This is a genomic window from Mesorhizobium captivum (assembly GCF_033977165.1).
Lineage (GTDB): Bacteria > Pseudomonadota > Alphaproteobacteria > Rhizobiales > Rhizobiaceae > Mesorhizobium > Mesorhizobium captivum.
Window position 1 is genome coordinate 74,475 of the sequence record NZ_JAVIJB010000005.1, and the last position, 19,111, is coordinate 93,585.

The 19,111-nt window shown below is 63.5% G+C and carries 21 protein-coding genes and 1 pseudogene; 14 read left to right on the forward strand and 8 right to left on the reverse strand.

Annotated features, from left to right (window positions below; genetic code table 11):
* Nucleotides 1-164: 164 nt before the first annotated feature.
* Together RFM40_RS06685 and RFM40_RS06690 are read right to left on the reverse strand one after the other, a co-directional pair.
* On the reverse strand, nt 165-1,271 hold the full coding sequence (locus tag RFM40_RS06685; RefSeq protein WP_320225754.1) for a glycosyltransferase family 2 protein: 1,107 nt from the start codon (nt 1,269-1,271) through the stop codon (nt 165-167).
* A gap of 2 nt (nt 1,272-1,273) precedes the next feature.
* Nucleotides 1,274-2,416 (reverse strand): acyltransferase family protein, encoded by a 1,143-nt coding sequence (locus RFM40_RS06690; RefSeq protein ID WP_320225755.1) that lies wholly within the window; start codon nt 2,414-2,416, stop codon nt 1,274-1,276.
* Nucleotides 2,417-3,009: 593 nt separating this feature from the next.
* Here RFM40_RS06690 and RFM40_RS06695 point away from each other — a divergent pair.
* The 4 genes from RFM40_RS06695 (at nt 3,010) to RFM40_RS06710 (ending at nt 6,431) form a co-directional block, all read left to right on the forward strand.
* Nucleotides 3,010-3,897 (forward strand): EamA family transporter, encoded by an 888-nt coding sequence (locus RFM40_RS06695; RefSeq protein ID WP_320225756.1) that lies wholly within the window; start codon nt 3,010-3,012, stop codon nt 3,895-3,897.
* 317 nt (nt 3,898-4,214) lie between these two features.
* Nucleotides 4,215-4,856: a hypothetical protein gene (locus tag RFM40_RS06700; protein ID WP_320225757.1), complete on the forward strand. Its 642-nt coding sequence runs from the start codon at nt 4,215-4,217 to the stop codon at nt 4,854-4,856.
* 678 nt (nt 4,857-5,534) lie between these two features.
* Entirely contained in the window at nt 5,535-5,939 is a 405-nt protein-coding gene (locus tag RFM40_RS06705; protein ID WP_320225758.1) for a hypothetical protein, read from the forward strand.
* 3 nt (nt 5,940-5,942) lie between these two features.
* Nucleotides 5,943-6,431, forward strand: coding sequence for a hypothetical protein (locus RFM40_RS06710; RefSeq protein ID WP_320225759.1), 489 nt, complete (start codon nt 5,943-5,945; stop codon nt 6,429-6,431).
* Between the two features lie 228 nt (nt 6,432-6,659).
* On the opposite strand, the gene RFM40_RS06715 is transcribed toward RFM40_RS06710, so the two are convergent.
* Together RFM40_RS06715 and RFM40_RS06720 are read right to left on the reverse strand one after the other, a co-directional pair.
* Entirely contained in the window at nt 6,660-7,301 is a 642-nt protein-coding gene (locus RFM40_RS06715) for a LuxR C-terminal-related transcriptional regulator (protein WP_292344356.1), read from the reverse strand.
* Complete coding sequence (locus RFM40_RS06720) at nt 7,298-8,698, reverse strand: sensor histidine kinase (RefSeq protein WP_320225760.1); 1,401 nt, start codon at nt 8,696-8,698, stop codon at nt 7,298-7,300. Before RFM40_RS06720 ends, RFM40_RS06715 begins: the two co-directional genes overlap by 4 nt.
* A gap of 196 nt (nt 8,699-8,894) precedes the next feature.
* On the opposite strand from RFM40_RS06720, the gene RFM40_RS06725 reads away from it, so the two are divergent.
* From RFM40_RS06725 to RFM40_RS06740, 4 genes are all read left to right on the forward strand, one after another.
* Nucleotides 8,895-9,812 carry a ketopantoate reductase family protein gene (locus RFM40_RS06725; RefSeq protein WP_320225761.1) on the forward strand — a complete coding sequence of 306 codons (918 nt, stop codon included), beginning with the start codon at nt 8,895-8,897 and terminating at the stop codon, nt 9,810-9,812.
* A gap of 33 nt (nt 9,813-9,845) precedes the next feature.
* Nucleotides 9,846-10,586, forward strand: a complete 741-nt coding sequence (locus RFM40_RS06730; protein WP_320225762.1) for a class I SAM-dependent methyltransferase — start codon at nt 9,846-9,848, stop codon at nt 10,584-10,586.
* Between the two features lie 86 nt (nt 10,587-10,672).
* Nucleotides 10,673-11,260 (forward strand): cupin domain-containing protein, encoded by a 588-nt coding sequence (locus RFM40_RS06735; protein WP_320225763.1) that lies wholly within the window; start codon nt 10,673-10,675, stop codon nt 11,258-11,260.
* Nucleotides 11,261-11,272: 12 nt separating this feature from the next.
* Nucleotides 11,273-12,019, forward strand: a complete 747-nt coding sequence (locus RFM40_RS06740) for a GNAT family N-acetyltransferase (RefSeq protein WP_320225764.1) — start codon at nt 11,273-11,275, stop codon at nt 12,017-12,019.
* Nucleotides 12,020-12,222: 203 nt separating this feature from the next.
* On the opposite strand, the gene RFM40_RS06745 is transcribed toward RFM40_RS06740, so the two are convergent.
* A complete protein-coding gene (locus tag RFM40_RS06745) occupies nt 12,223-12,492 on the reverse strand; it encodes a hypothetical protein (protein ID WP_320277326.1) in 270 nt (89 codons plus the stop codon).
* Nucleotides 12,493-12,898: 406 nt separating this feature from the next.
* Complete coding sequence (locus RFM40_RS06750) at nt 12,899-13,057, reverse strand: hypothetical protein (protein WP_320225765.1); 159 nt, start codon at nt 13,055-13,057, stop codon at nt 12,899-12,901.
* Between the two features lie 130 nt (nt 13,058-13,187).
* Here RFM40_RS06750 and RFM40_RS06755 point away from each other — a divergent pair.
* Nucleotides 13,188-13,415 (forward strand): annotated as a pseudogene (locus RFM40_RS06755) (excalibur calcium-binding domain-containing protein); the annotation flags it as partial.
* 149 nt (nt 13,416-13,564) lie between these two features.
* Here the strand turns inward: RFM40_RS06755 and RFM40_RS06760 are convergent.
* Nucleotides 13,565-14,104 (reverse strand): DUF6428 family protein, encoded by a 540-nt coding sequence (locus RFM40_RS06760; protein ID WP_320225766.1) that lies wholly within the window; start codon nt 14,102-14,104, stop codon nt 13,565-13,567.
* A 42-nt stretch (nt 14,105-14,146) separates the two neighbouring features.
* Here RFM40_RS06760 and RFM40_RS06765 point away from each other — a divergent pair, with 42 nt between their 5' ends.
* Genes RFM40_RS06765 through RFM40_RS06780 form a run of 4 tightly spaced genes read left to right on the forward strand, consistent with a single transcriptional unit; the run spans nt 14,147 to nt 16,805 of the window.
* Nucleotides 14,147-14,497: an ArsR/SmtB family transcription factor gene (locus tag RFM40_RS06765; RefSeq protein ID WP_320225767.1), complete on the forward strand. Its 351-nt coding sequence runs from the start codon at nt 14,147-14,149 to the stop codon at nt 14,495-14,497.
* The gene (locus RFM40_RS06770) at nt 14,494-15,207 is read left to right on the forward strand and encodes an MIP/aquaporin family protein (RefSeq protein WP_320225768.1); all 714 of its coding nucleotides are present in this window, start codon (nt 14,494-14,496) and stop codon (nt 15,205-15,207) included. Before RFM40_RS06765 ends, RFM40_RS06770 begins: the two co-directional genes overlap by 4 nt.
* Nucleotides 15,204-15,617, forward strand: coding sequence for an arsenate reductase (glutaredoxin) (arsC, locus tag RFM40_RS06775; RefSeq protein WP_320225769.1), 414 nt, complete (start codon nt 15,204-15,206; stop codon nt 15,615-15,617). Before RFM40_RS06770 ends, arsC begins: the two co-directional genes overlap by 4 nt.
* A complete protein-coding gene (locus tag RFM40_RS06780; protein WP_320225770.1) occupies nt 15,618-16,805 on the forward strand; it encodes an MFS transporter in 1,188 nt (395 codons plus the stop codon).
* A gap of 207 nt (nt 16,806-17,012) precedes the next feature.
* Here RFM40_RS06780 and RFM40_RS06785 read toward each other — a convergent pair whose 3' ends face one another.
* The gene (locus RFM40_RS06785; protein ID WP_320225771.1) at nt 17,013-17,741 is read right to left on the reverse strand and encodes an outer membrane protein; all 729 of its coding nucleotides are present in this window, start codon (nt 17,739-17,741) and stop codon (nt 17,013-17,015) included.
* A gap of 399 nt (nt 17,742-18,140) precedes the next feature.
* Between RFM40_RS06785 and RFM40_RS06790 the strand changes: the two genes are divergently transcribed.
* A complete protein-coding gene (locus RFM40_RS06790; RefSeq protein WP_320225772.1) occupies nt 18,141-19,106 on the forward strand; it encodes a helix-turn-helix transcriptional regulator in 966 nt (321 codons plus the stop codon).
* The last annotated feature ends 5 nt before the right edge of the window (nt 19,107-19,111 follow it).

Consider the following 19,111-nt stretch of genomic DNA (forward strand, 5'->3'; position numbering starts at 1 on the left):
CGTCATCTCGGCTTTCGCCAATCTCCAGTGTTGAAGGAGCGGGCGCCGTCGGCGAAGTTGCCGATCTCCCCCCTTGCGGGGGAGATGTCCGGCAGGACAGAGGGGGGTGCTGTCCCGCCGACGCTCGTCGTTACCACGCTGCAACGCAATTTCGCCAACCCCCCTCATGCCGCCCCCATCCGATAAGGCGCAAGCACCGACGCCGCCGGCGCGGATTTGAGGCGGTAGGCCATCCAGTCCGCCTGCTTGCCCGCCCACATCGAGGCATGGCTGAGCCAGGGCGCCCAGGCTCCGGGGCTGAGCGCGTATTTCTCGCGGCGGCGGATGGCGTTCCATTTCGCCGTCAGCGTTAGAAGCTCGTGCGCCAGGGCCGGCTGCTCCTCGTCGTTGACGAGCTGGTAGAGGAAATAGAAGAGGTTCAGCGCGCCGGCCTCGAAGCTCGGCCGTGTCGTATCGGGCAGGGCGGCGATCCGCTCTTCCAGCGCGCGCATGAAGGCTGACGCCCGGGCCACAGTGTCGAACGAGACTTGATCGCCAATGGCGCGCAAATCCTCGCTCTTCTCCGCCAAGCCCTCGCGCTCGAGATTCTCTGCCACGATCCTGAGATGCGTGCGCCGCATGTCGCCGGTGTGCCGGCTGGTCACGCTGCCAGGGTGGACGCGGTAGACCAGTAGGCTCTCTTCCATCATCGCCGCTGGATAGCGGTCGGCGAGCCGCCTGAAGAGGTCGAAATCCTCGGCATGCCGGTAAGCGCCGTCATAGTGGAGGTCAGTCGCGTCGATGACCCGGCGGTTGTAGACCACCGTCGGATGCATGAAGATCGTGAAGAATTTTGACAGCACCGGGAGGGCGAGGCGGAACACCGGGTCGAGCCTACCCCGGGCGATGCGGCCGCGCAGCAGCATGTCGACAGCAGAGCCGCAGAAGCCGAGATCGGGGCGTGCCGCAAACAGCGCCGCCTGGCGCGACAGCCGCCAGGGATAGGCGAAGTCGTCGGCATCCATGCGCGCGACGAGTTCGCCCCGCGCTATCTGCAGCCCCTCATTGAGCGAGGCGACGAGCCCGCGGTTCTCGCGCGAAATGATGGACACGCGGCTGTCGTCCCGGCGGCAGCGCTCGAGAATCTCCAGCGACCGGTCGGTCGATCCGTCGTCGACGGCGATGACTTCGAGCCGGCCGTAGTCCTGCCGCAGGATCGAGCCGAGAGCGGCCGCGATGTAAGGCTCGGCATTGTAGACCGGCAAAAGCACGGAGATGAGCGGCCCTGTCATGGTCAACTCCGGTCCGTCGGTGTCAGATCGAGCACCGGGGCGCCGCCGCCGAACCGGCGGGCTTCGCCCGGCGTGCGCGCAACTGGCCGCGCCACATAGGGGAAATAGCGCTTCAGCCCATTGAGCGGCTTCTCGAAAAACATCCAGGAGAGCGAGGCGACAATCAGCGTGGCGGTGCCCGCGACCAGGAACCGGCCCGGCCCCTGTTCCGAGACGTTGAGCGGGATCCATGGCTGCGCCTTGACGGCATAGGCCAGAAGGATCGGGTGGTAGAGATAGACGCCGTAGCTGATGCGGCCGAGCGAAAGCAGCGGCCGCAGCTCGGCCAACCTGCCGAGCCTGCCGCCAAGCCCGTTCGAGCAGGCGGCGACGATCGCCGTCAACGGCGCCAGCGGCAGCACCTGCACCAGCAGCCAGCGCGGCCACTCCCAGGTCGAGTCGGCCGGCCCCGGATCGGACCAGACGACGAGCAGGAAAAACGCTGCCAGGGCCGGCCAGCAAAGCCGGATCCATCGCGGCACATCGGCGCCCCTGGCGCGGCGGACGGCGAGCAGGGCGCCGCAGGCAAGCGCATCCATCGAGGCCGGCGGCAGCAGGTCCCGGGCGAGCGCCGGATCGGTGGCAATGGGCCAGTACAAGCGGTAGGCGAGCGAGAAGCAGATGACGCCGATGCTGATCGCCTCAATGCGTTTGCGCGGCGCCAGAAGCACGATCAGCGGCCAGGCGAGATAGAACTGCTCCTCGATGCTGAGGCTCCAGAAATGGCAGAGCAGCCAGGGGTTCCAATCGTTGCGCAGCGCATACCAGAAGTTCGAGAGGTAGAGCGCGTGCCAGGCGAGCGACGATCTGGCCTCTTCCAGATCGGTGAGCCAGACGAGCCCCAGCACCGCGAAATAGGGTGGGAATATGCGGATCACGCGCCTGGCATAGAAGGATCGCAGCGCCGGTCCGGCCTCGAATGCAGCAGCATCGCGCGCCTCAAGCAGGAGCCGGGTGATCAGGAAGCCGGAGAGCACGAAGAACAGCCTGACCCCGAGATGGCCGAGGAAGGAGGTGCCGTTTGGCGCGAGGAAATGCGCGTAAAGCACCAGCATCACGGCAACGGCCCGCAGCGTGTCCAGCTGGATGTCGCGCGCCTTCGCCATCAGCGGCTTCCGCAAGCTCTGTCGAGGCACGCGGCATAGGACGCGCAAACCGCGCCGCTGCCCGTCGAGGAATCGCCGTCCAGGCCAAGGGCGCAATCCTTGCCGGCCAGCGGAATGCCCTTCCGAGTCAAAATAATGGCAGCCTCCAACCAGGCATGCCCCCGGTCCACGATTGTCGCGGCCGATGTTGCGGTGCAACACAAAATGCTTACGATCCTGAAATAAGATGTGATGCGGTGGTGTGAGGGAAATAGTTGTGTCCTAAAAATATTCCCAGCGATGTCCAATGGTCCTATGTAATTATGGGTAGTTGGTCTGATTTTCGACAAGTAACAACCCCCAGGGTGCCGGAGCGCTATCCTGGCAACCACCGCGAGTATGTTGGGAATATTGAAGAAATGGCTTGACCGCAAAGCCTCATTCTTCGGCGGAGTCGTAGAAATTGCCTTGATTTTCAAGCTCTTGTGCGGCGCAGCAGGCTTGCTGCCGAAGTGACGTATGCCTTGTCCAACCATTCGCTGCCTGCTGCCTCACGACAGCGCAGCCGCAAAGCCTTATCTCCGCTCCCGACTAGGAGCAGGGGGGGAGAGGAAGTGACGTCGACGTCGATTGCAAAACCGCAGGCGCAGCTGGGCGCCTTACCCGTTCTCGGCCTGCTCGGCGCCATTCTATCGGTGCAGGTGGGCGCCGCTTTCGCCAAGGGCCTGTTTCCGGTTCTGGGCGCGGAGGGCACGACGATGCTCAGGCTCGCCATCGGCGCGCTGATGCTGGCGGCGGTGCTCAGGCCCTGGAAAATAATGCCGACGCGAAGGGGGCTGCCCTGGCTCGCGGCCTATGGCGTCACCGTTTCGGTCATGAACCTGCTCTTTTATGCCGCGCTCGAGCGCATTCCGCTGGGCATCTGCGTGGCGCTCGAGTTCACCGGCCCGCTCTTCGTCGCGACGCTGGGCTCCAGGCGCCTGCTCGACCTCGTCTGGGTGGGGCTGGCGGTCGCCGGCATCGTGCTGCTCTCGCCGTTTGCCGATGTCAGCCGGGGACTCGACCCGGTGGGCGTGCTGCTTGCGCTTGCCGCAGGCGGCTGCTGGGGGCTCTACATCATCTTCGCGCAGAAGGCCGGCGCCGAGCTCGGCGCCCGCACCTCGGCCTACGGCATGGCGATCGCGGCGCTGGTTGCGCTGCCTTTCGGCTTTACCGCGGCGGTGCCTTATCTCACCGATCCAAATGTCATGGCGGGCGCGGTCGTCGTCGGGCTGTTCTCCAGCGCGCTGCCCTTCTGGCTGGAGATGATGGTGCTGGCCAGAATGCCGGCCAAGGTCTATGGCATGATCGTCTGTCTGGAACCGGCGGGCGGCGCCTTGACAGGCTTCCTGTTCCTGCATGAGAGCCTGAGCGCCTCGCAGTGCGCCGGCATCGCCGCCGTGATCGCCGCCGCCCTCGGCGCGGCCGTGACGGCGAGAGCGCCGGTTCCGTCGCCAGGTTGACGCTTGTCGCAGCGGTTTTGGGGAAACGACATGCGTAAAGGTGAAACTAAGAGCGTGCCGCCTGAATCCGTTTCGGCGCGACCTGCTTTAAACCGCTGGCCGCGCCAGAAAAAAGCTGTGCGCGCAGCCATGCCGGACTACATCTGGTGGTTGAGATAGGACTTTAGTCCGATATTGTCACCAAAAAGGTCTGAGCAAACAAGACAAGGGTCGTGGGCCACTTCCACACGGCGCGCTGATTGGGGATGCTGATGCTGCGACATTGCCGGTGGGGTAGTTCGGCCGAAGGGCCGGATGGCCGGTATGGGGAGAATGGGATGCGCGTAGCGCGCATGGGCTGCAGGCTTGTCTTGCGAGCGCTCACTGCGCTGGCGCTTGTTGTCGCGCCTTTTCATCTCTCCGTCGAAGGGTTTGTTGTGGCCAAGGCTTATGCCGACAAAGGCGGCGGCAATGGCAATGGCGGCGGGAACAGAGGCGGCGGGAACGGGAACGGTAACAGCGGCGGCAATAACGGCAGCGGCAATAGTGGGAATGGCAATTCTGGGGGCAATAGCAGCGGCAACAGCAACAGCGGCGGAAACAGCGGTAACAGCAATAGCGGTGGAAACAGCGGTAACAGCAATAGCGGCGGAAATAGCGGTAACAGCAATAGCGGCGGAAACAGCGGCGGAAACAGCGGCAACAGCAATAGCGGCGGAAACAGCGGTAACAGCAAGGGCGCAGCGAACAGCGCCTCCAACAGTGCAGCAAGCAGCAGCACCGCCGACGTCGATGATCACGTGAACGCGCTGACCGGCGACAAGGTCGAGGTAAGCAACAACAGCATCCAGGTCACGCACCGGAATGGAATGAAGGAGACGATCGAGAACGGCAGGTTCAGGATGGAGGACAAGTTTGGTCGCACCATCGTCGAGCGCAGGGCCACAATGGCCGATCTCAATCGCCTGAAGAGTTTGTGAGAGCGAGGTTCTATCTGGATTAGATCTTTAAGGGACCAAAGGCCAGCGCTGCAAAATCAGGTTGCCACCTTTTGCTTCGTCTCTTCGGTCCTGATCGTCTTATGACAGAACTCCCGCTGCTCACCTTGCCCCCGCCTTTTGGCGGGGGTACTTTTTTAGGCCCTAAGGACGGCTGCCAGGTAAGGCGGGCTCCTGGCGGATGGCCCCGCAGATCGGGGAAACAATCCATCCGCAAATCAAAGTGTTACGTGCGTTTCGCGTCCAAAGGGGACATTCTGCGCCGTGCATGCCGCGGCTCGTTGGGCGTCCGCGTGGTTCTCGCAGGCGACAGTCATAATGAATTGCCCGACAATTTCCAAGCGATTTGGTTAACGCAACGGTAGTCGGCGAGGCGAACTCCGGGCGACTCTGAGGGAAGTGCGTTTCGATGTTCCCTCGGAATTGCGTCGAACGAATGCCGAGCGGAGTCGAAGCCGGCCCACTTTCACCGGTTGCGACGATGGTCCCCCCGATGGCGGCAAAAAGGTCCGACCGGGCATGGCATGGGTCGTGGGCCGCTTCCGCCGGCTCCCCGGAATGGGAATGTTTGCCTGCGTAAAGACACCGGTTCCGCCTCGGTCGGCTGAGAGCGGAACTTCGGCAGGGCCGAGGCGGAGCCGGTTTACGAGGAGATTTGAGATGCGCAGACTTCCCTTCAACCGGCTCGCTTGGCTCGCGCTGCGCGCCTCGACCGCACTGGCGCTCACCGTGGCGCCCTATCACCTGACGCTCGACGGCGCCAAGCTCGTGCCTGCTGCCGCCCATGCCGAGAGCGAAGGCGGCCACGATGGCGGCGAGGGTGGTGGCGGCGAAGGTGGTCATGACGGTGGTGATGGTGGCGACCATGATGGCGATGGCGGTGAGCACGACAGTGGCGATCATGATGGCAGTGATCACCAGGGCGATGACGATGATGGCGGTGACGACGATGGCGCCGGCCACGACGCCGACGACGATCATGGCGGCGACCAGGGCGATGACAATGACGACCAGGGCGAAGACAGCGACGATAGCGACGCTCCGCCGGTGGTCACGCCCGGCTAAGGCATGAGTGCGGCGGCGCCCCTCAGGATGTTCCGGCTCGCGCTGCGCGCTGCGGCCGCGCTGTCACTTGTCGTCGCGACCTATCATTTCACGCCCGATGGCGCCGCCAAGCTCCTCGTGGCCACCGCTTATGCCGGCAACGGCAATGGCAATGGCGGCGGCGGTAATGGTGGTGGCGGCAATGGCGGCGGCAACGGCGGCAACAGCGGCGGCAATTCGGGCAACAGCAATGCCGGTGGCGGCAACGCCAATGCCGGCCCTGGCAACAACAGCGGCAAAGGCAACACCAGTCCGGGCAGCAAGGCCAGTCATGTCAACGCCACGACCGGCGATACGGTCGAGGTCGACGGCACCAAGATCACCGTCGTCCACCGCAACGGCATGAAGGAGGAAATCGAGAACGGCCGCTTCGAGATGACGGATGCGCAAGGCCGCACCATCGTCGAGCGCAAGGCGACCCAGGCGGATCTGGCCCGCCTGCTAAGCTTGTGAGGGTTGAGAGAAGCTACCCCCTTTTCCCGCACCCTCGCATGTCACCCCCGCCTTCCGGAGGCGGGGGTGATTTGCGTTTTTGAGGGAATTGAAGAACTGAGGAACTGGAGAACTGGAGAATTGAAGAATCGGCGGGGCTAAGCTTCCCGATTCCTCAGTTCTTCAATTCTCCAGTTCTTCAATTCCCCAGTTCCCCAGTTCCTCAGCTCCTCAGTTCTTTAATTTCCCCTACCTCTCTTTCGCCTCATGCATCAGCAGCGCCGCTTCCGTCCGGTTGCGCACGTTGAGCTTGGCCAGCACCCTGGTCATGTGGTGCTTGACGGTCTTTTCCTGCAGCGACAGCCGGGCGGCGACTTCCTTGTTGCTCAGGCCCTCGGCCACCAGTCTCAGGATCTCGGCCTCGCGGCTGGTAAGCTGGCTGAGCGGGTCTGGCTTGCGGCTGGTCGGCTGCAACAGATCTGACAGCAGCCTGGCCGAGAGCGTCGGCGAAACATAGCTCTGGCCGTTGGCGACGTCGCGCAGGATCTCGGCCAGCGACTTGGAGCCGACCCCCTTCAGCACATAGCCTCGCGCGCCGGCCTTCAACGCCTGGGCCACGTCGGCATTGGCTTCCGAAACCGTCAGCATGACGATCTTCTGCTCGGGGACTGCCGAAAGGATGCTGGTCAGCGCATTGAGGCCGCCGCCCGGCATGCTGATGTCGAGCATCAGGATATCCGGAGCGCTGGCGCGCGCCAGCCTTTCGGCGTCCTCGGCGCTGGCGCCTTCGCCCACAAGCTCGAAGCCACCGATCTCGCCGAGGCTGCGCGCCACGCCCTCGCGAAACAGTGGATGGTCGTCGACAATGGCGATGCGGATCGGTGCGGTCACGGCTGCTCCTCGACAGACAATGTGATTACCAGTCTCGTTCCTCCTGGACCCGAGAGCGTCTCGAACTGCCCGCCGATGCTTTCGATGCGTTCCCTGAGCCCGGCAAGCCCGAGGCCTTCGCTCCTTGCCGGGTCGAAGCCCGGACCGGTGTCCTGCACCTCGACCAACAGCTTGCCGCCCTTCATCGTGGCTCTCACCTGCTGGCCCTTGCCCTTGCCGTGCCGGTAGGCGTTGTTCAGCCCTTCCTGCACGAAACGATAGATGCTGATCTTCTCCGAGGTGCCGAGTTCCGGCAAGCGCTCCGGCAGCGTCAGCAACACCTTGGTGTCGGTGCGGCGCTCATGCTCGGCCACCGCCAGCCGTAAATTGTCGGCCACAGCCTGAGTCTCGATCTGCGGGAGCACCAGGCCGTTGCAGATGCCGCGTATCTCGCGCATCGCCTCGCCGAGCGTCTTGTGGATGCCGGCGATCTCGGCCTCGCGCCGCGGTTTCGGGGTGGCGGGATCGACGAGCACCGGGCTGTCCATTCTGAGCGCGGCAAGCGCCACCAGCTGCGCAGGCCCGTCATGCAGGTCGGCGCCGATGCGTCTCAGATAGCGTTCGTTGATGGCGGTGGCGCGGCGCGAGGCGCGCTGCACGCGCTGGCGCAGCGACGAGTTCTGCGCCAGCGCCGCCTGCAGTTCGATGACCTTGGCCTCGAGCGCTGCGCGCTGTGTCTGGATGGTACGGCTGCCGCGAAACACGATTCCCGACAGAAGCGCCAGCGAGGCCGCCGTGGCGCCGGCCACCACCAGCCAGGTCCACCTCAGCGCCGAGTTCAGCGTCTCCTGGAAATCGTCGGCGATTTCGTAGAATTCCGACACCGCCACCACTTGGCCCGACCACGGCTCGCGCACGGGGTTGTAGATCTCGAACAGCGGCGCGTTCACGGCTTTCTCCTCGCGGGCTTCGGGGTCGTCGTCGAGGTCGTTGTATTCGGCCACGACATTGCCGGCGAAGGCGGAAACGAGATTGGGGTTCGGCGCAAAGGTTTTGCCGATCAGAGCCGAGTCGTCGGAGTAGAGCACCAGGCCGTCCCGCCGCCACAGTTTGAACGACACCAGCCTCTTGCCGAGCGCGCCCTGTCCGAGCGTCTCGTCCAACGCCCGCTTGACCGTATCGTCGAGCTCCCGGCTTTTGCGTAGGTCCGGCAGCAGCGGTGCAATCACGCTGTCGACATAGAGCGCTGTCGTGGTGGCGGAGTTGTGCATCACACCTTCGCGAATCTGCGACGTTACCCAAAGGCCAACCACGAGCATCACCGCCAAAAGCCCGATGCCGCCGGCGATCACGAACTGCCAGGCCAGCGACAGCCCGCTCCAGACTTGCACAAGTCGCTTCAAGATCTCCCTGAGCATACGCGTGATTCACCCCGCCCGTCCGCAAGATTATAGGCCAGTCGCGGCAATTGCGACACCGACCTTGGTCCGGTGTCCTCGGGGGAGGTTAATGGCGCGGCTGGTCGGCTTATTGAGGATATGCTAATATTACGTCGGCTGCGGGTCCGCTCCGGCGTTACGTGGCGATAGCACCGGCTGGCGTCGAGGGATCGGCATGCGGATCGCAATGATGGGTGCGGGCGCCATCGGCGGATATATCGGGGCCAGGCTCGTCGAGGCGGGAGGCGACGTCAGCTTCGTTGCCCGTGGGGCACATCTGCAGGCAATGCGCCAGAACGGATTGCGCATCAAAAGTCCGGCCGGCGACGTGCTTCTGCGTGACGTCTCCGCAAGCGATGCGCCGGCCGACATCGGTCCCGTCGATCTCGTGATCTTCGCGGTCAAGCTCTACGATTGTGAGAAGGCCGCCGCCGCGCTCGGACCGCTGATTGCCGGGAACACCCGCGTCGTGACGCTGCAAAACGGCATCGACGGCATCGAGATTCTGCGTCGCCATGTTCGCGGGGACAAGGTGATCGGCGGCGCCACCTACCTTTCCGGTTTCATCAACAAGCCAGGGGAGGTCGTCCATGCGGGCGGGCTAACGGACATTCTCGTCGGCGGGCATCGCGATCCTGTGATCCACGAGCTTCACGCGCTTTGCGATCGGGCGATCGGTCTCCAACTGAAGTCGGTCGCCGAGATCGACTGCGTGCTCTGGGAGAAGTTCGTGACGCTTGCAGCCTTCTCCGGCGCAACGTCGCTCATGCGCTCGGGCATTGGTCCGATCCTTGGCGATCCCGAGGCCCGCATCTTCGTCGAGCAATTGCGGGACGAAGGGATGGCGGTTGCCGCGGCGGCCGGCCATCCGATGGCGGAAGGGTTCGAGGACCGCGTCATCAAGAGGTGGACGGCATTCCCTCCGCATGTGAAATCGTCGATGGCCAACGACCTCGAAAGAGGCAAGCCCATCGAGGTCGCCTGGCTCTCGGGGCGCATGCATGAACTGGGCATGAAGTTCTCCATTGCGACCCCTGGTCACACGGCGGTGTTCCGCGCCTTGCATCTCCATGCAGCGGGGGCCGCCGCTTAGCGTTGTTCCGTCGAAGTTCCATGGGAGGACATCATGGCAAGTGCGTCGACTGAAAGCATGCTGGCGACGGCGGACAATGGAGCAGCCGGCGCTCAGGACATGTTCAACAGGGAGCTTGAAACCTACCGCAGGATCGTCGGCGCGAACCTGATGTTCCATCAGGATGTCTATCAGCTTCTGCGCGACTTGCTTGTCGAGCAAGCGCCCGCGTCGTTCCGGTTCCTCGACGTGGCGTGCGGAGACGCCAGTGCCTCCGCCGCGATGCTGAGGACGACGGCGATAGGCAACTATGTCGGTATCGACTTGTCCGAGGCATCGCTGCGGTTGGCGGCTCGGGAGCTGCAGGCCCTTCCTTGTCCCGTCGAACTGCGCTGCTGCGATTTCGCGCCAGCGATGGCGAAATGGTCGGAACCGATTGACGTCATCTGGATCGGCATGTCGCTGCACCATCTGCCGACGGCAGCCAAGGCAAGGCTGATGCGGAACGCCCACCGGGCCTTGGGAGGGATGGGCCTGTTCGTCATCTGGGAACCGGCGCTGTTCGAAGGCGAGGATCGCGCCGCCTGGCTCGCGCGCTTCTCCTTGCTGCGCGACAAATGGTCGGCCGTTTCCGACGAGGAATTCGCATCGATGGAACGGCATATGCTTCTGGCCGATTTCCCCGAAACCTCGCAGACATGGCTGCGCTTGGGGCGCGATGCCGGCTTTTCGCATGCGGAGGACATTTACTTGATGCCCAATCGAATGGGCAGGGTGTTCCGTTACTGGAACTAATCGGCGCATTGGGGCGGGCTGCTATGCGTCCAAGTGAATCGGACCGGCGGCCGGAATGAAACACGTCATGCGGGGGAGGCGCTCCGGTGCTGAAGATCCTGAAAGGCCGGCTTCTGGCCTGTCTGGCCGGCGCGGTCGATCATCTTGGCCGCCGATGGCTGGCCGAGCAGCCATTTTCCGGAGAACTGTGCGATATCTATCCATCGCTGGAAGAAGGGAGGAATGCCATGAGGACAGTTGCGCGGTACAAGCTCGAAGCTGGTGAGGGCGAGCGGCTGCATTTCAGCGGCGCCGACTTCCTCGTCAAGGCGTCCGCTGATACCACAGGCGGCGCCTTCTCGATCGTCGAGGAGATCGATCCTCTGGATACGCCGCTACACAGCCATACCAATGAGGACGAGCTCTTCTACGTGATCGAGGGCGAGCACGTGTTCCGCTGTGGCGACCAAGAATTCCACGTCGGGCCAGGCGGAACGGTGTTCGCTCCGCGTGGCGTGCCGCATGCGCATCGACGCATCGTGTCGCGCACCGGCCGTTTCCTGACGATGACGTCACCCGCCGGATTCGAAGGCTTCTTCCGCGATCTTTCCCAAGCCGAGGCGAGCGGATCCTCGATGCCCGAGGCCTATGCGGCGGCGGCGCGCAAATACGGCATAAAGTGGCTCAATCCTTAGGGAGCGCGCACGATGGCTTTCGATACCGAGACAGATCAACCGGTCGTCGGGTCAACGCCGAAGGCGACTCAGGTCGCGTCGGGCGATGCGCCGGTTCCTGTCGCCGTCGTGCTTGATGGCCATTGGGGGCGCTTGCGCCCGCTCGACGCCGAACGCGATGCGGGGAGGCTCTATCTGCTCTCGCATGACGAGCACACCGAGGCCACCTGGGTCGACATGAAGGTCGGGCCGTTCGCGAGCGAACAGGCTTTCGCAGAACATGTTACCGCCCTGGTGGCCGATACTAAACGCGCCTTCTTCACTGTCGCTGGCCCCGACGACAATCCGCTCGGCTGGCTCTGCCTGATGGAGGCAAGGCCGCCGCATCACGTCGTCGAACTCGGTTACGTGCTCTACACGCCGCCGCTGCAGCGCACGCGCCTTGCCAGCGAAGCGCTCTATCTTATTATGCGCCACGTCTTCGACGATCTCGGCTACCGCCGCCTCGAATGGACCTGCACCTCGACCAACCAGCGATCGCGCAGCGCCGCCCTCCGGTTAGGCTTCGCCTATGAGGGTACGCACCGCCAGGGCCTGTTCCTGAAGGGCAAGCCCTGCGACATCCCGATGTATTCGATGCTTTCCAGCGAATGGCCGGCTAACCGTGCGGCTTTCGAAGCCTGGCTCGATCCCGGTAATTTCAGGGAAGGGCGGCAGGTCCGCTCGCTGGCCGAGCTTCGCTCACCGCGCGATTTCACAGGTCCGCCTTCGCCGATCTGAGGGCTCGGATAGCAAGTACGCTCGTCAGAAAAACGCCTGCCCGGGCTTAGCTCAGATGTGCAAAGCCCGTCACCTGAATCCGTTCATCGCGACGCGCTTTAAAGCATGTCTCCCGAAAGTGGGAACCGGTTTCGGGAGACAAAGACATGCGTAAATCAAAAAACTGAAGCGCATGGAGCGAATCTGAAAGATCGCGACGCGCTTTAGGCGTCCGCGCCATGGTCTGCCATGGGGATTTTCATCGCTTGATCGCTCGGTTTCTCGAAACGCTCCTCTTTTCGCTTTTCGATCTCGTAGGAGAGCCAGCGGCAAAACATGCCGGCAACCGATGCCGCGGCGCCCGCAAGAAGGCACGCCGTCAACAATAGGTCTTTCGATGCGTTCGACCAGCTGACGATCGCCAGAAGAACGACGCTGACCGTCGAGACCAGGTAACCGGTTCCTTTTAGGAGATGAAGCGATGCCCTTTTCATGTTCGCACCCGATCAGGAACTGTTCCGGCCGATGGAAAGTTCCTTGTCGGCGTTCGGCCGCCCGGCACGCATCGTCGGCGCGATTGAAAAAAGAATGAGCCGGCCGTGATGCATCGACCGCTCCACTTGCGACGGAACGCAAGAGAGGGCCGCTGCGTTCTGTGTCGCTATGTCGAAGGGCTCTTACTCTCACAGGGCCGAAAAGCCGACCCTGGCCTCGCTCGCCGAGGCGGAGCGTCAGGCGCGCGCGGAAAAGAACGCCAGGTTAAGAAGCCTTCGCACGCATACGTCGTGGCTGGTGCTTGATCCCGACGCGCTTTTCCGCGACGAGATCGACTGCTCGGCGCTGTTCGGGGAAGCTCGCCGGAAGGTTCCCCGCCCGGGCTAGAAACGGATCTCCAAGCCTCTACGCGGCTTGAAGTTGAGTTGTGCCATTCGCGCGCGATATCGCTAACAGCCGCGCAACGGCCAGTGGCGCCATGAGCATGAAAAACGCCGTGATGTCGAGGAAGATCGACCAAGCCAGATCAATCCCGCTGTGATCATAGCAGACTGCATATCCCATGACGCCTTACCCTTTTATACCCACCCATTGCGCATCAGGTTGCCACACACTCACCCGAGCATGATCCTCATTTGCAAGAAATACAAGGGATCGCTAATTTAATTGGGGGCGCTATCAGCCGGGGTGGCAGATGTTCCTGCCGTTTTTCTATTGGTCTTCGGCCTATCAGCGCCGCCCGTTGGGCGGATGGAGATGGGTGGCCTTGCTTGCACCGTTCATCCTTCTGTCCGGCTACATCGTCTATGGCTCAATCGGCATCCATTTCGCTTCGCCTTGGTCGGCGCTGCGGCACGTTGCTGCCTTTCCCAACTGCGCCACCGCCCGATTGGTCGGTCTCGCGCCGGCGCGCGCCGGGCAGCCCGGCTATTGGCCCACGCATGATGCCGACCATGACGGCATTGCCTGCGAACCTTGGCATGGGACAAACGCGAGCGGGGTACGGGGTGCACCGCTATCGGAGCACGGGCAGATAGGTCGGGGACGATTCGGCCCGCGCCGATCAACCGGTCAGCTGCAACAAGCCTTGCCGCTCGCGGGCGAACAACATGATGCGCTCGCCGCCTTCTGCTCTTCCAGCCAGCGGTCGCGCGGTTTGCAGCTTGCCGGTCGTGGCGACAGCTCAACCTCGACGGTGCCGCCAACCAATGCCGGTTGGCTTGCCCGGTGCAACTCCATCGGCCGGATGCCGTCGCTGACTTCGAAGGTCAGCCTGGCCGACTGATCGAGAGCCACGTGATCTGCGACCTTGCGGATGATCGCTGTGAACCTGCCGGCCGGCATGTGGATCGGACCGCCTTCGTCGACGTCCCACAACTGCACGAAGATTTCCGACCAGGATTCCGGGTTGGCGCCGCAATCCAGCGCCGAGAATTGCCCGGCCTTGACCTCGGTCACATGATAGCCCGGCTTTACCGGCCGGCCGTCATAGCGGAACACCAGCGGTTTGTCTTGGTAGGCGGCCAGCGCGCCAAGCAGATCGCCGATTGTGAGATCGGACGGGTCGATGGCGAGGGCAGGGGTGATTTTCCGGTTGTCAGGAGAGAGCATGTCGGCTATTCCTCATTTCAACATTTCAAGGATTATTGAAACGTGGATGAACGTCAAGCCCTGATCGCTTTCGGCGCGCTGTCGCAGGATACGCGGCTGCGGCTCCTGCGATTGCTGGTGGTTGCCGGGCCGGACGGCATCGCCGCCGGTTCGCTCGCCGAACAGGTCGAGGTCTCGCCGTCCAATGTCAGCTTTCATCTCAAGGAACTGGAGCGCGCCGGCCTGGTCACCACGCGGCGGGACGCGCGCTCGATCGTCTACAGTGCGGAGTATGATGCGCTTTCCGGCCTGATCCGGTTCCTGATGGAGGATTGCTGCTCGGGCCGTCCGGAAATCTGCGCGCCGGCGCTTGCCGCGCCGTGCTGCCGGCCGGGCGAGGGGACCCGGCAATGACCTCTTACGATCTGTCGCGCCGGGTTGTTGCCGAAACCCTGGGCACCGGCCTCCTCGTCGCAACAGTGGTCGGCTCCGGCATCATGGCCGAGACGCTGACGCATGATGTGGCGCTGGCGCTACTCGGCAACACGCTCGCGACCGGCGCCATGCTGGTGGTGCTGATCACCATGCTGGGGCCGATCTCCGGCGCGCATTTCAATCCGGCCGTCTCGCTGGTCTTCTGTCTCAACCGCACGCTGCCCGCCCGCGATCTGCCGGCCTATCTCGCCGCGCAGGTCGCCGGCGGCATCGCCGGCACGATTGCCGCGCATCTCATGTTCGCGCTCCCGGTGCTGGAGCTCGCGACGAAGCTGCGTGCCGGACCCGCGCAATGGTTCTCCGAGGTTGTGGCGACATTCGGGCTGGTCGCCGTCATCCTCGCCGGCCTTCGCTTCGAGCGACGCGCCGTGCCGTGGTTGGTCGGCCTCTACATCACCGCCGCCTACTGGTTCACCGCCTCCACGTCCTTCGCCAATCCGGCAGTCGCGGTGGCGCGTTCGCTCACCGACACGTTTTCCGGCATCAGGCCGGCCGATCTGCCGGGCTTCATCGTCGCCGAACTGCTCGGCGCCTTGATCGCGCTGGCGCTGATGGGCTGGCTGTTGCGGCCCGAAACCATCGAGCAACCCCAAGCATTGAAAGCCCAGTCATTCAAAGGCAAGCCATGACGGTCACGATCTATCACAACCCCGCTTGCGGCACCTCGCGCAACACGCTCGCCATGATCCGCGCCAGCGGCGAGGAGCCGGTGGTGATCGAATATCTGAAGGCGCCGCCAAGCCGCGAGCGGCTGCTCGAGTTGATCGCGGCAATGGGCATCACTCCGCGCGAGCTGCTGAGGGAGAAAGGAACGCCTTATGCCGAGCTTGGTCTCGCCGATCTGAAATGGAGCGACGGCGAGCTTGTCGACTTCATGCTCGCCCACCCGATCCTCATCAACCGGCCGATCGTCGAGACGCCGAAAGGCAGCAGGCTCTGCCGGCCGTCGGAGGCGGTGCTGCCGCTGCTCGACCATCCGGTGGCGGAGTTCGTCAAGGAAGACGGCGAGAAGGTCGTCTACGTGCCGGGGCGGGCCTGATTGGAAGCCGCGGCACCCGTCGCCCGCAATCGCCACGTCCTCGTCTCGGCGCTTGGCGTCACGCAAATCCTCGCCTGGGGATCGTCCTACTATCTGCCTGCCGTGCTTGCCGCGCCGATCGCCGCCGACACGGGCTGGTCGCTGGCCTCGGTCGTTGCCGGGCTCTCCTGCGGGCTCCTGCTTGCCGGGCTGGTGTCGCCGATCACCGGGCGACTGATCCAGCGTCACGGCGGCCGGCCGGTGCTTGCCGCAAGTTCGCTGCTGCTGGCCGCCGCCCACCTGCTGTTAGCGGCGGCCAACATCTATCCGCTTTACCTGCTTGCCTGGCTGCTGATGGGGTTGGGGATGTCGAGCGGCCTCTACGATGCCGGCTTCGCTACGCTCGGCCGCCTCTATGGACTGGGGGCGCGCGGCGCGATCACCAACCTGACGCTTTTCGGCGGCTTCGCCAGCACGGTTTGCTGGCCGCTCAGCGCCTTCCTCGTCCAGCATGAAGGATGGCGCTTCGCGTGCGTTTGCTACGCTGCGATCCACCTTTTGATCTGCCTGCCGCTTCACCTTTGGGTGATACCACCGCCTCCAGCCGCGGCGCCTGCGCCGGCAAGAAGCGAGTTGAGGCAGGCGTCGGCCACAGGGCGGGAGAGGACGCGCTTCATCCTGCTCGCCTCCATCCAGACAGTGGCCGCGCTGATCGCGTCCATGCTTTCCGTCCATTTGCTCACTCTCCTGCAACTGCGCGGGGTGAGCCTTGCGGCCGCGGTCGGGCTTGGCGCCCTGGTCGGGCCATCGCAGGTCGGCGCGCGCGTGGCCGAAATGCTGATCGGCCGCAACCGGCATCATCCGATCTGGACGATGCTGGCATCCGTGTCGCTGCTCGCGACGGGCGTCTGGCTGCTCCTGGCAAGCCTGGCCCCCATCGCCCTGGCATTGATCCTCTACGGCGCCGGCAACGGCATCCACACCATCGCGCGCGGCGCCCTGCCGCTCGTGCTGTTCGATCCGCAACGATACGCCGCGCTGATGGGCAAGCTCGCGACGCCGAGCCTCATCGTCCAGGCGGCGGCTCCGTCGATCGGCGCGTTGCTTCTGGGCGCTGGCGGCGGCAACCTCGTGCTGACGACGCTCGCGCTGGCCGCGACCCTAAATCTGGGGCTCTGTGTTTGTCTTGTTGCGCTCGTGCGCCGGTGAGCGTCAGAGCGGTTCGGCGTTCGATGGAATCGCCGACCGGTCCTGAGCATTGTCTTTACGCAGTTCCGGACGGAAAACCGCCGCGCACTTTTCCCTGGCGTTACGCTAATGCATGTCGCCCAGAAGTGCGCAGCGGTTCTGGGGCAACGACATACATCAAAACAAAGGTCTGGCGCCTCGCCTGAATCCGTCTCAACGCGACGCGCTTTAGAAACGGAAATTCACGAAGGCCTTCAGTGTGTGGAAAGCCACATCGTCTTTGATTGTCAGACCTTCGCCATTGTCGAGTATCTGCTTCGAGCCCAGGTCCACATAGGCATATTCGGTGCCGAAGGAGAGGCGATCGGTAATGGCATGCTCGATGCCTGCGCCTGCGGTCCAGCCGGCTCGCGTCTGCTCCTCGTTGAAAACAGTCGTGCCGCCAACCGTCAGCGTCTGCTCCGTCTTGCCGAAGGCAAAGCCGCCATGGCCGTAGAGGAGCGTGCGGTCCCAGGCCTGCCCCAGTCGCGCGCGCACGGTGCCAAGATATTTGACGTCCACCTCGCCATTGAAGATCTCAGTGCCGTCCACCGAGGCCGTAACCGAAGCGCCGTAACTGGATGCGGCAATGTCTGCCACCGCACCGATCACCCAGCGGTCGGCAAATTGCCAATCGTAACCGGCCTGGACGCCGCCGAGGAAGCCGCTCGCGGAAATCTCGAACGCGCCGTTGATCGGCGGCGGATTCCCGTCGGCAAAGATCTGCCGCGAATCGAGTTTCATGTCACCCACGGCAAACGAACCGAACCCACCGAAATAGGGCCCCGTCCAGCTGAAGCTCTCCTCCGCCGGCGGTGGCGCCGGGGCCGCTTCCAGGGCGATCGGATCGGCCGCGAAAGCCCTGCCGGCGGCAAGAACGATCGCCATGGCGGCCATGGACATAGGTACAATCTTCATCGGAACTTTCCTCGCTGCATTGCCAGTTAATCGCGTCCGCATTTCTTCCCGCTCAAGCATGAGCGGGCCTCAGGGACCGTCGGTTAGCTTGCGAAGACATGTCCGTCTGCGTCGGACATGAAAACCGATCACCGCCCCTTCGATGCACCGCTAGCAGAGAAAATCCGGGTGCGTATGGTGGATACGGAAGTCACAATTGCAATAACGGAACAGTTCTTGTTCCGGAATTTCAGTCTTGCAACTTTGTCACACTTAACTCACGTTCAGAAAGATGCGAGGCCACTTGGAATCGGATCGGACCGAAGCGGAAAACGATGTTTCTCGATCACCGAAACGTAGCGAAAGGCCGTTCGCAGCCCGACACCGTCCGGTTCCAAGCGGTCTCTGACGGGGGATATGATGTCGAGCCCTGATCGGGTAGCCACATTCTCGACCGACGACATTCCCGAGCATCATCGCGACGAGTTCATCCGCGATTTCTACGGTCGCATCCAGATGCGGTTGGACATCACGCCGCATCTCGACGCGCCTCTCAGATTCTCGGCCCGTACCCTGATTCTGCCCGAGATGAGCCTCAGCAAAGGTTCCGTCTCTCCCATGGTCTGGGAGCGCAATAGCGGGCTGATGGCCGACGGCAACGACGATATCATCCTGTCCTGGAATAAGGGCGGCTATCGCTTCACCATGCCTGGGCGCGGCGATTTCAGCACCGATCCCGGCACCGCCGCCATCTTTCCGATGGACCGCCGCTACTCAGTCGCCAGCGAGGATTCGCAATGGACCGTGGCGCTTCAGTTCAAGCGCTCGCTGCTGGCGCCGCTGGTAAAGAACCTCGACGATGTGCGTCCCGACAGTCTCGGCCGCACGCTCCCGCCACACCGGTTGCTTTTCGATTACCTCTGGTCGCTCCTGCACATGGAAGGGCCCGAGACGCTCGCGCCACTTGCTTCCCGCCATATCACCGATCTGCTCGCCGTCTCCTTCGGCGGCATGGAGGCCTATACGCGACCCCCCGGTGTTCGCGCAGCAAGGCTTGCGGGCATCAAGCAGCACATCGCCCGAAATCTCACCGATCCCGGGCTCAACGCCCGGCAGGTATCGCGCAAATTCCGCATCAGCGAGCGCTATGTCCGCCAGCTATTTGCCGAGGAAGGCACAAGCTTTTCCGACTATGTCAACGGGGAGCGGCTCGCCTACGTCCATAGCTGCCTGACCGATCGCCGGCAGTTGCTGCGGCGCATCGCCGACATCGCTTTTGAGGTCGGCTTTACCGAGCCATCCACCTTCTACCGGCAGTTCCGGCTGCGCTACGGTATGACGCCGACGGAAGTTCGCGTCCTGACCGAGAAGGACGGCAACGGCTGAACTAC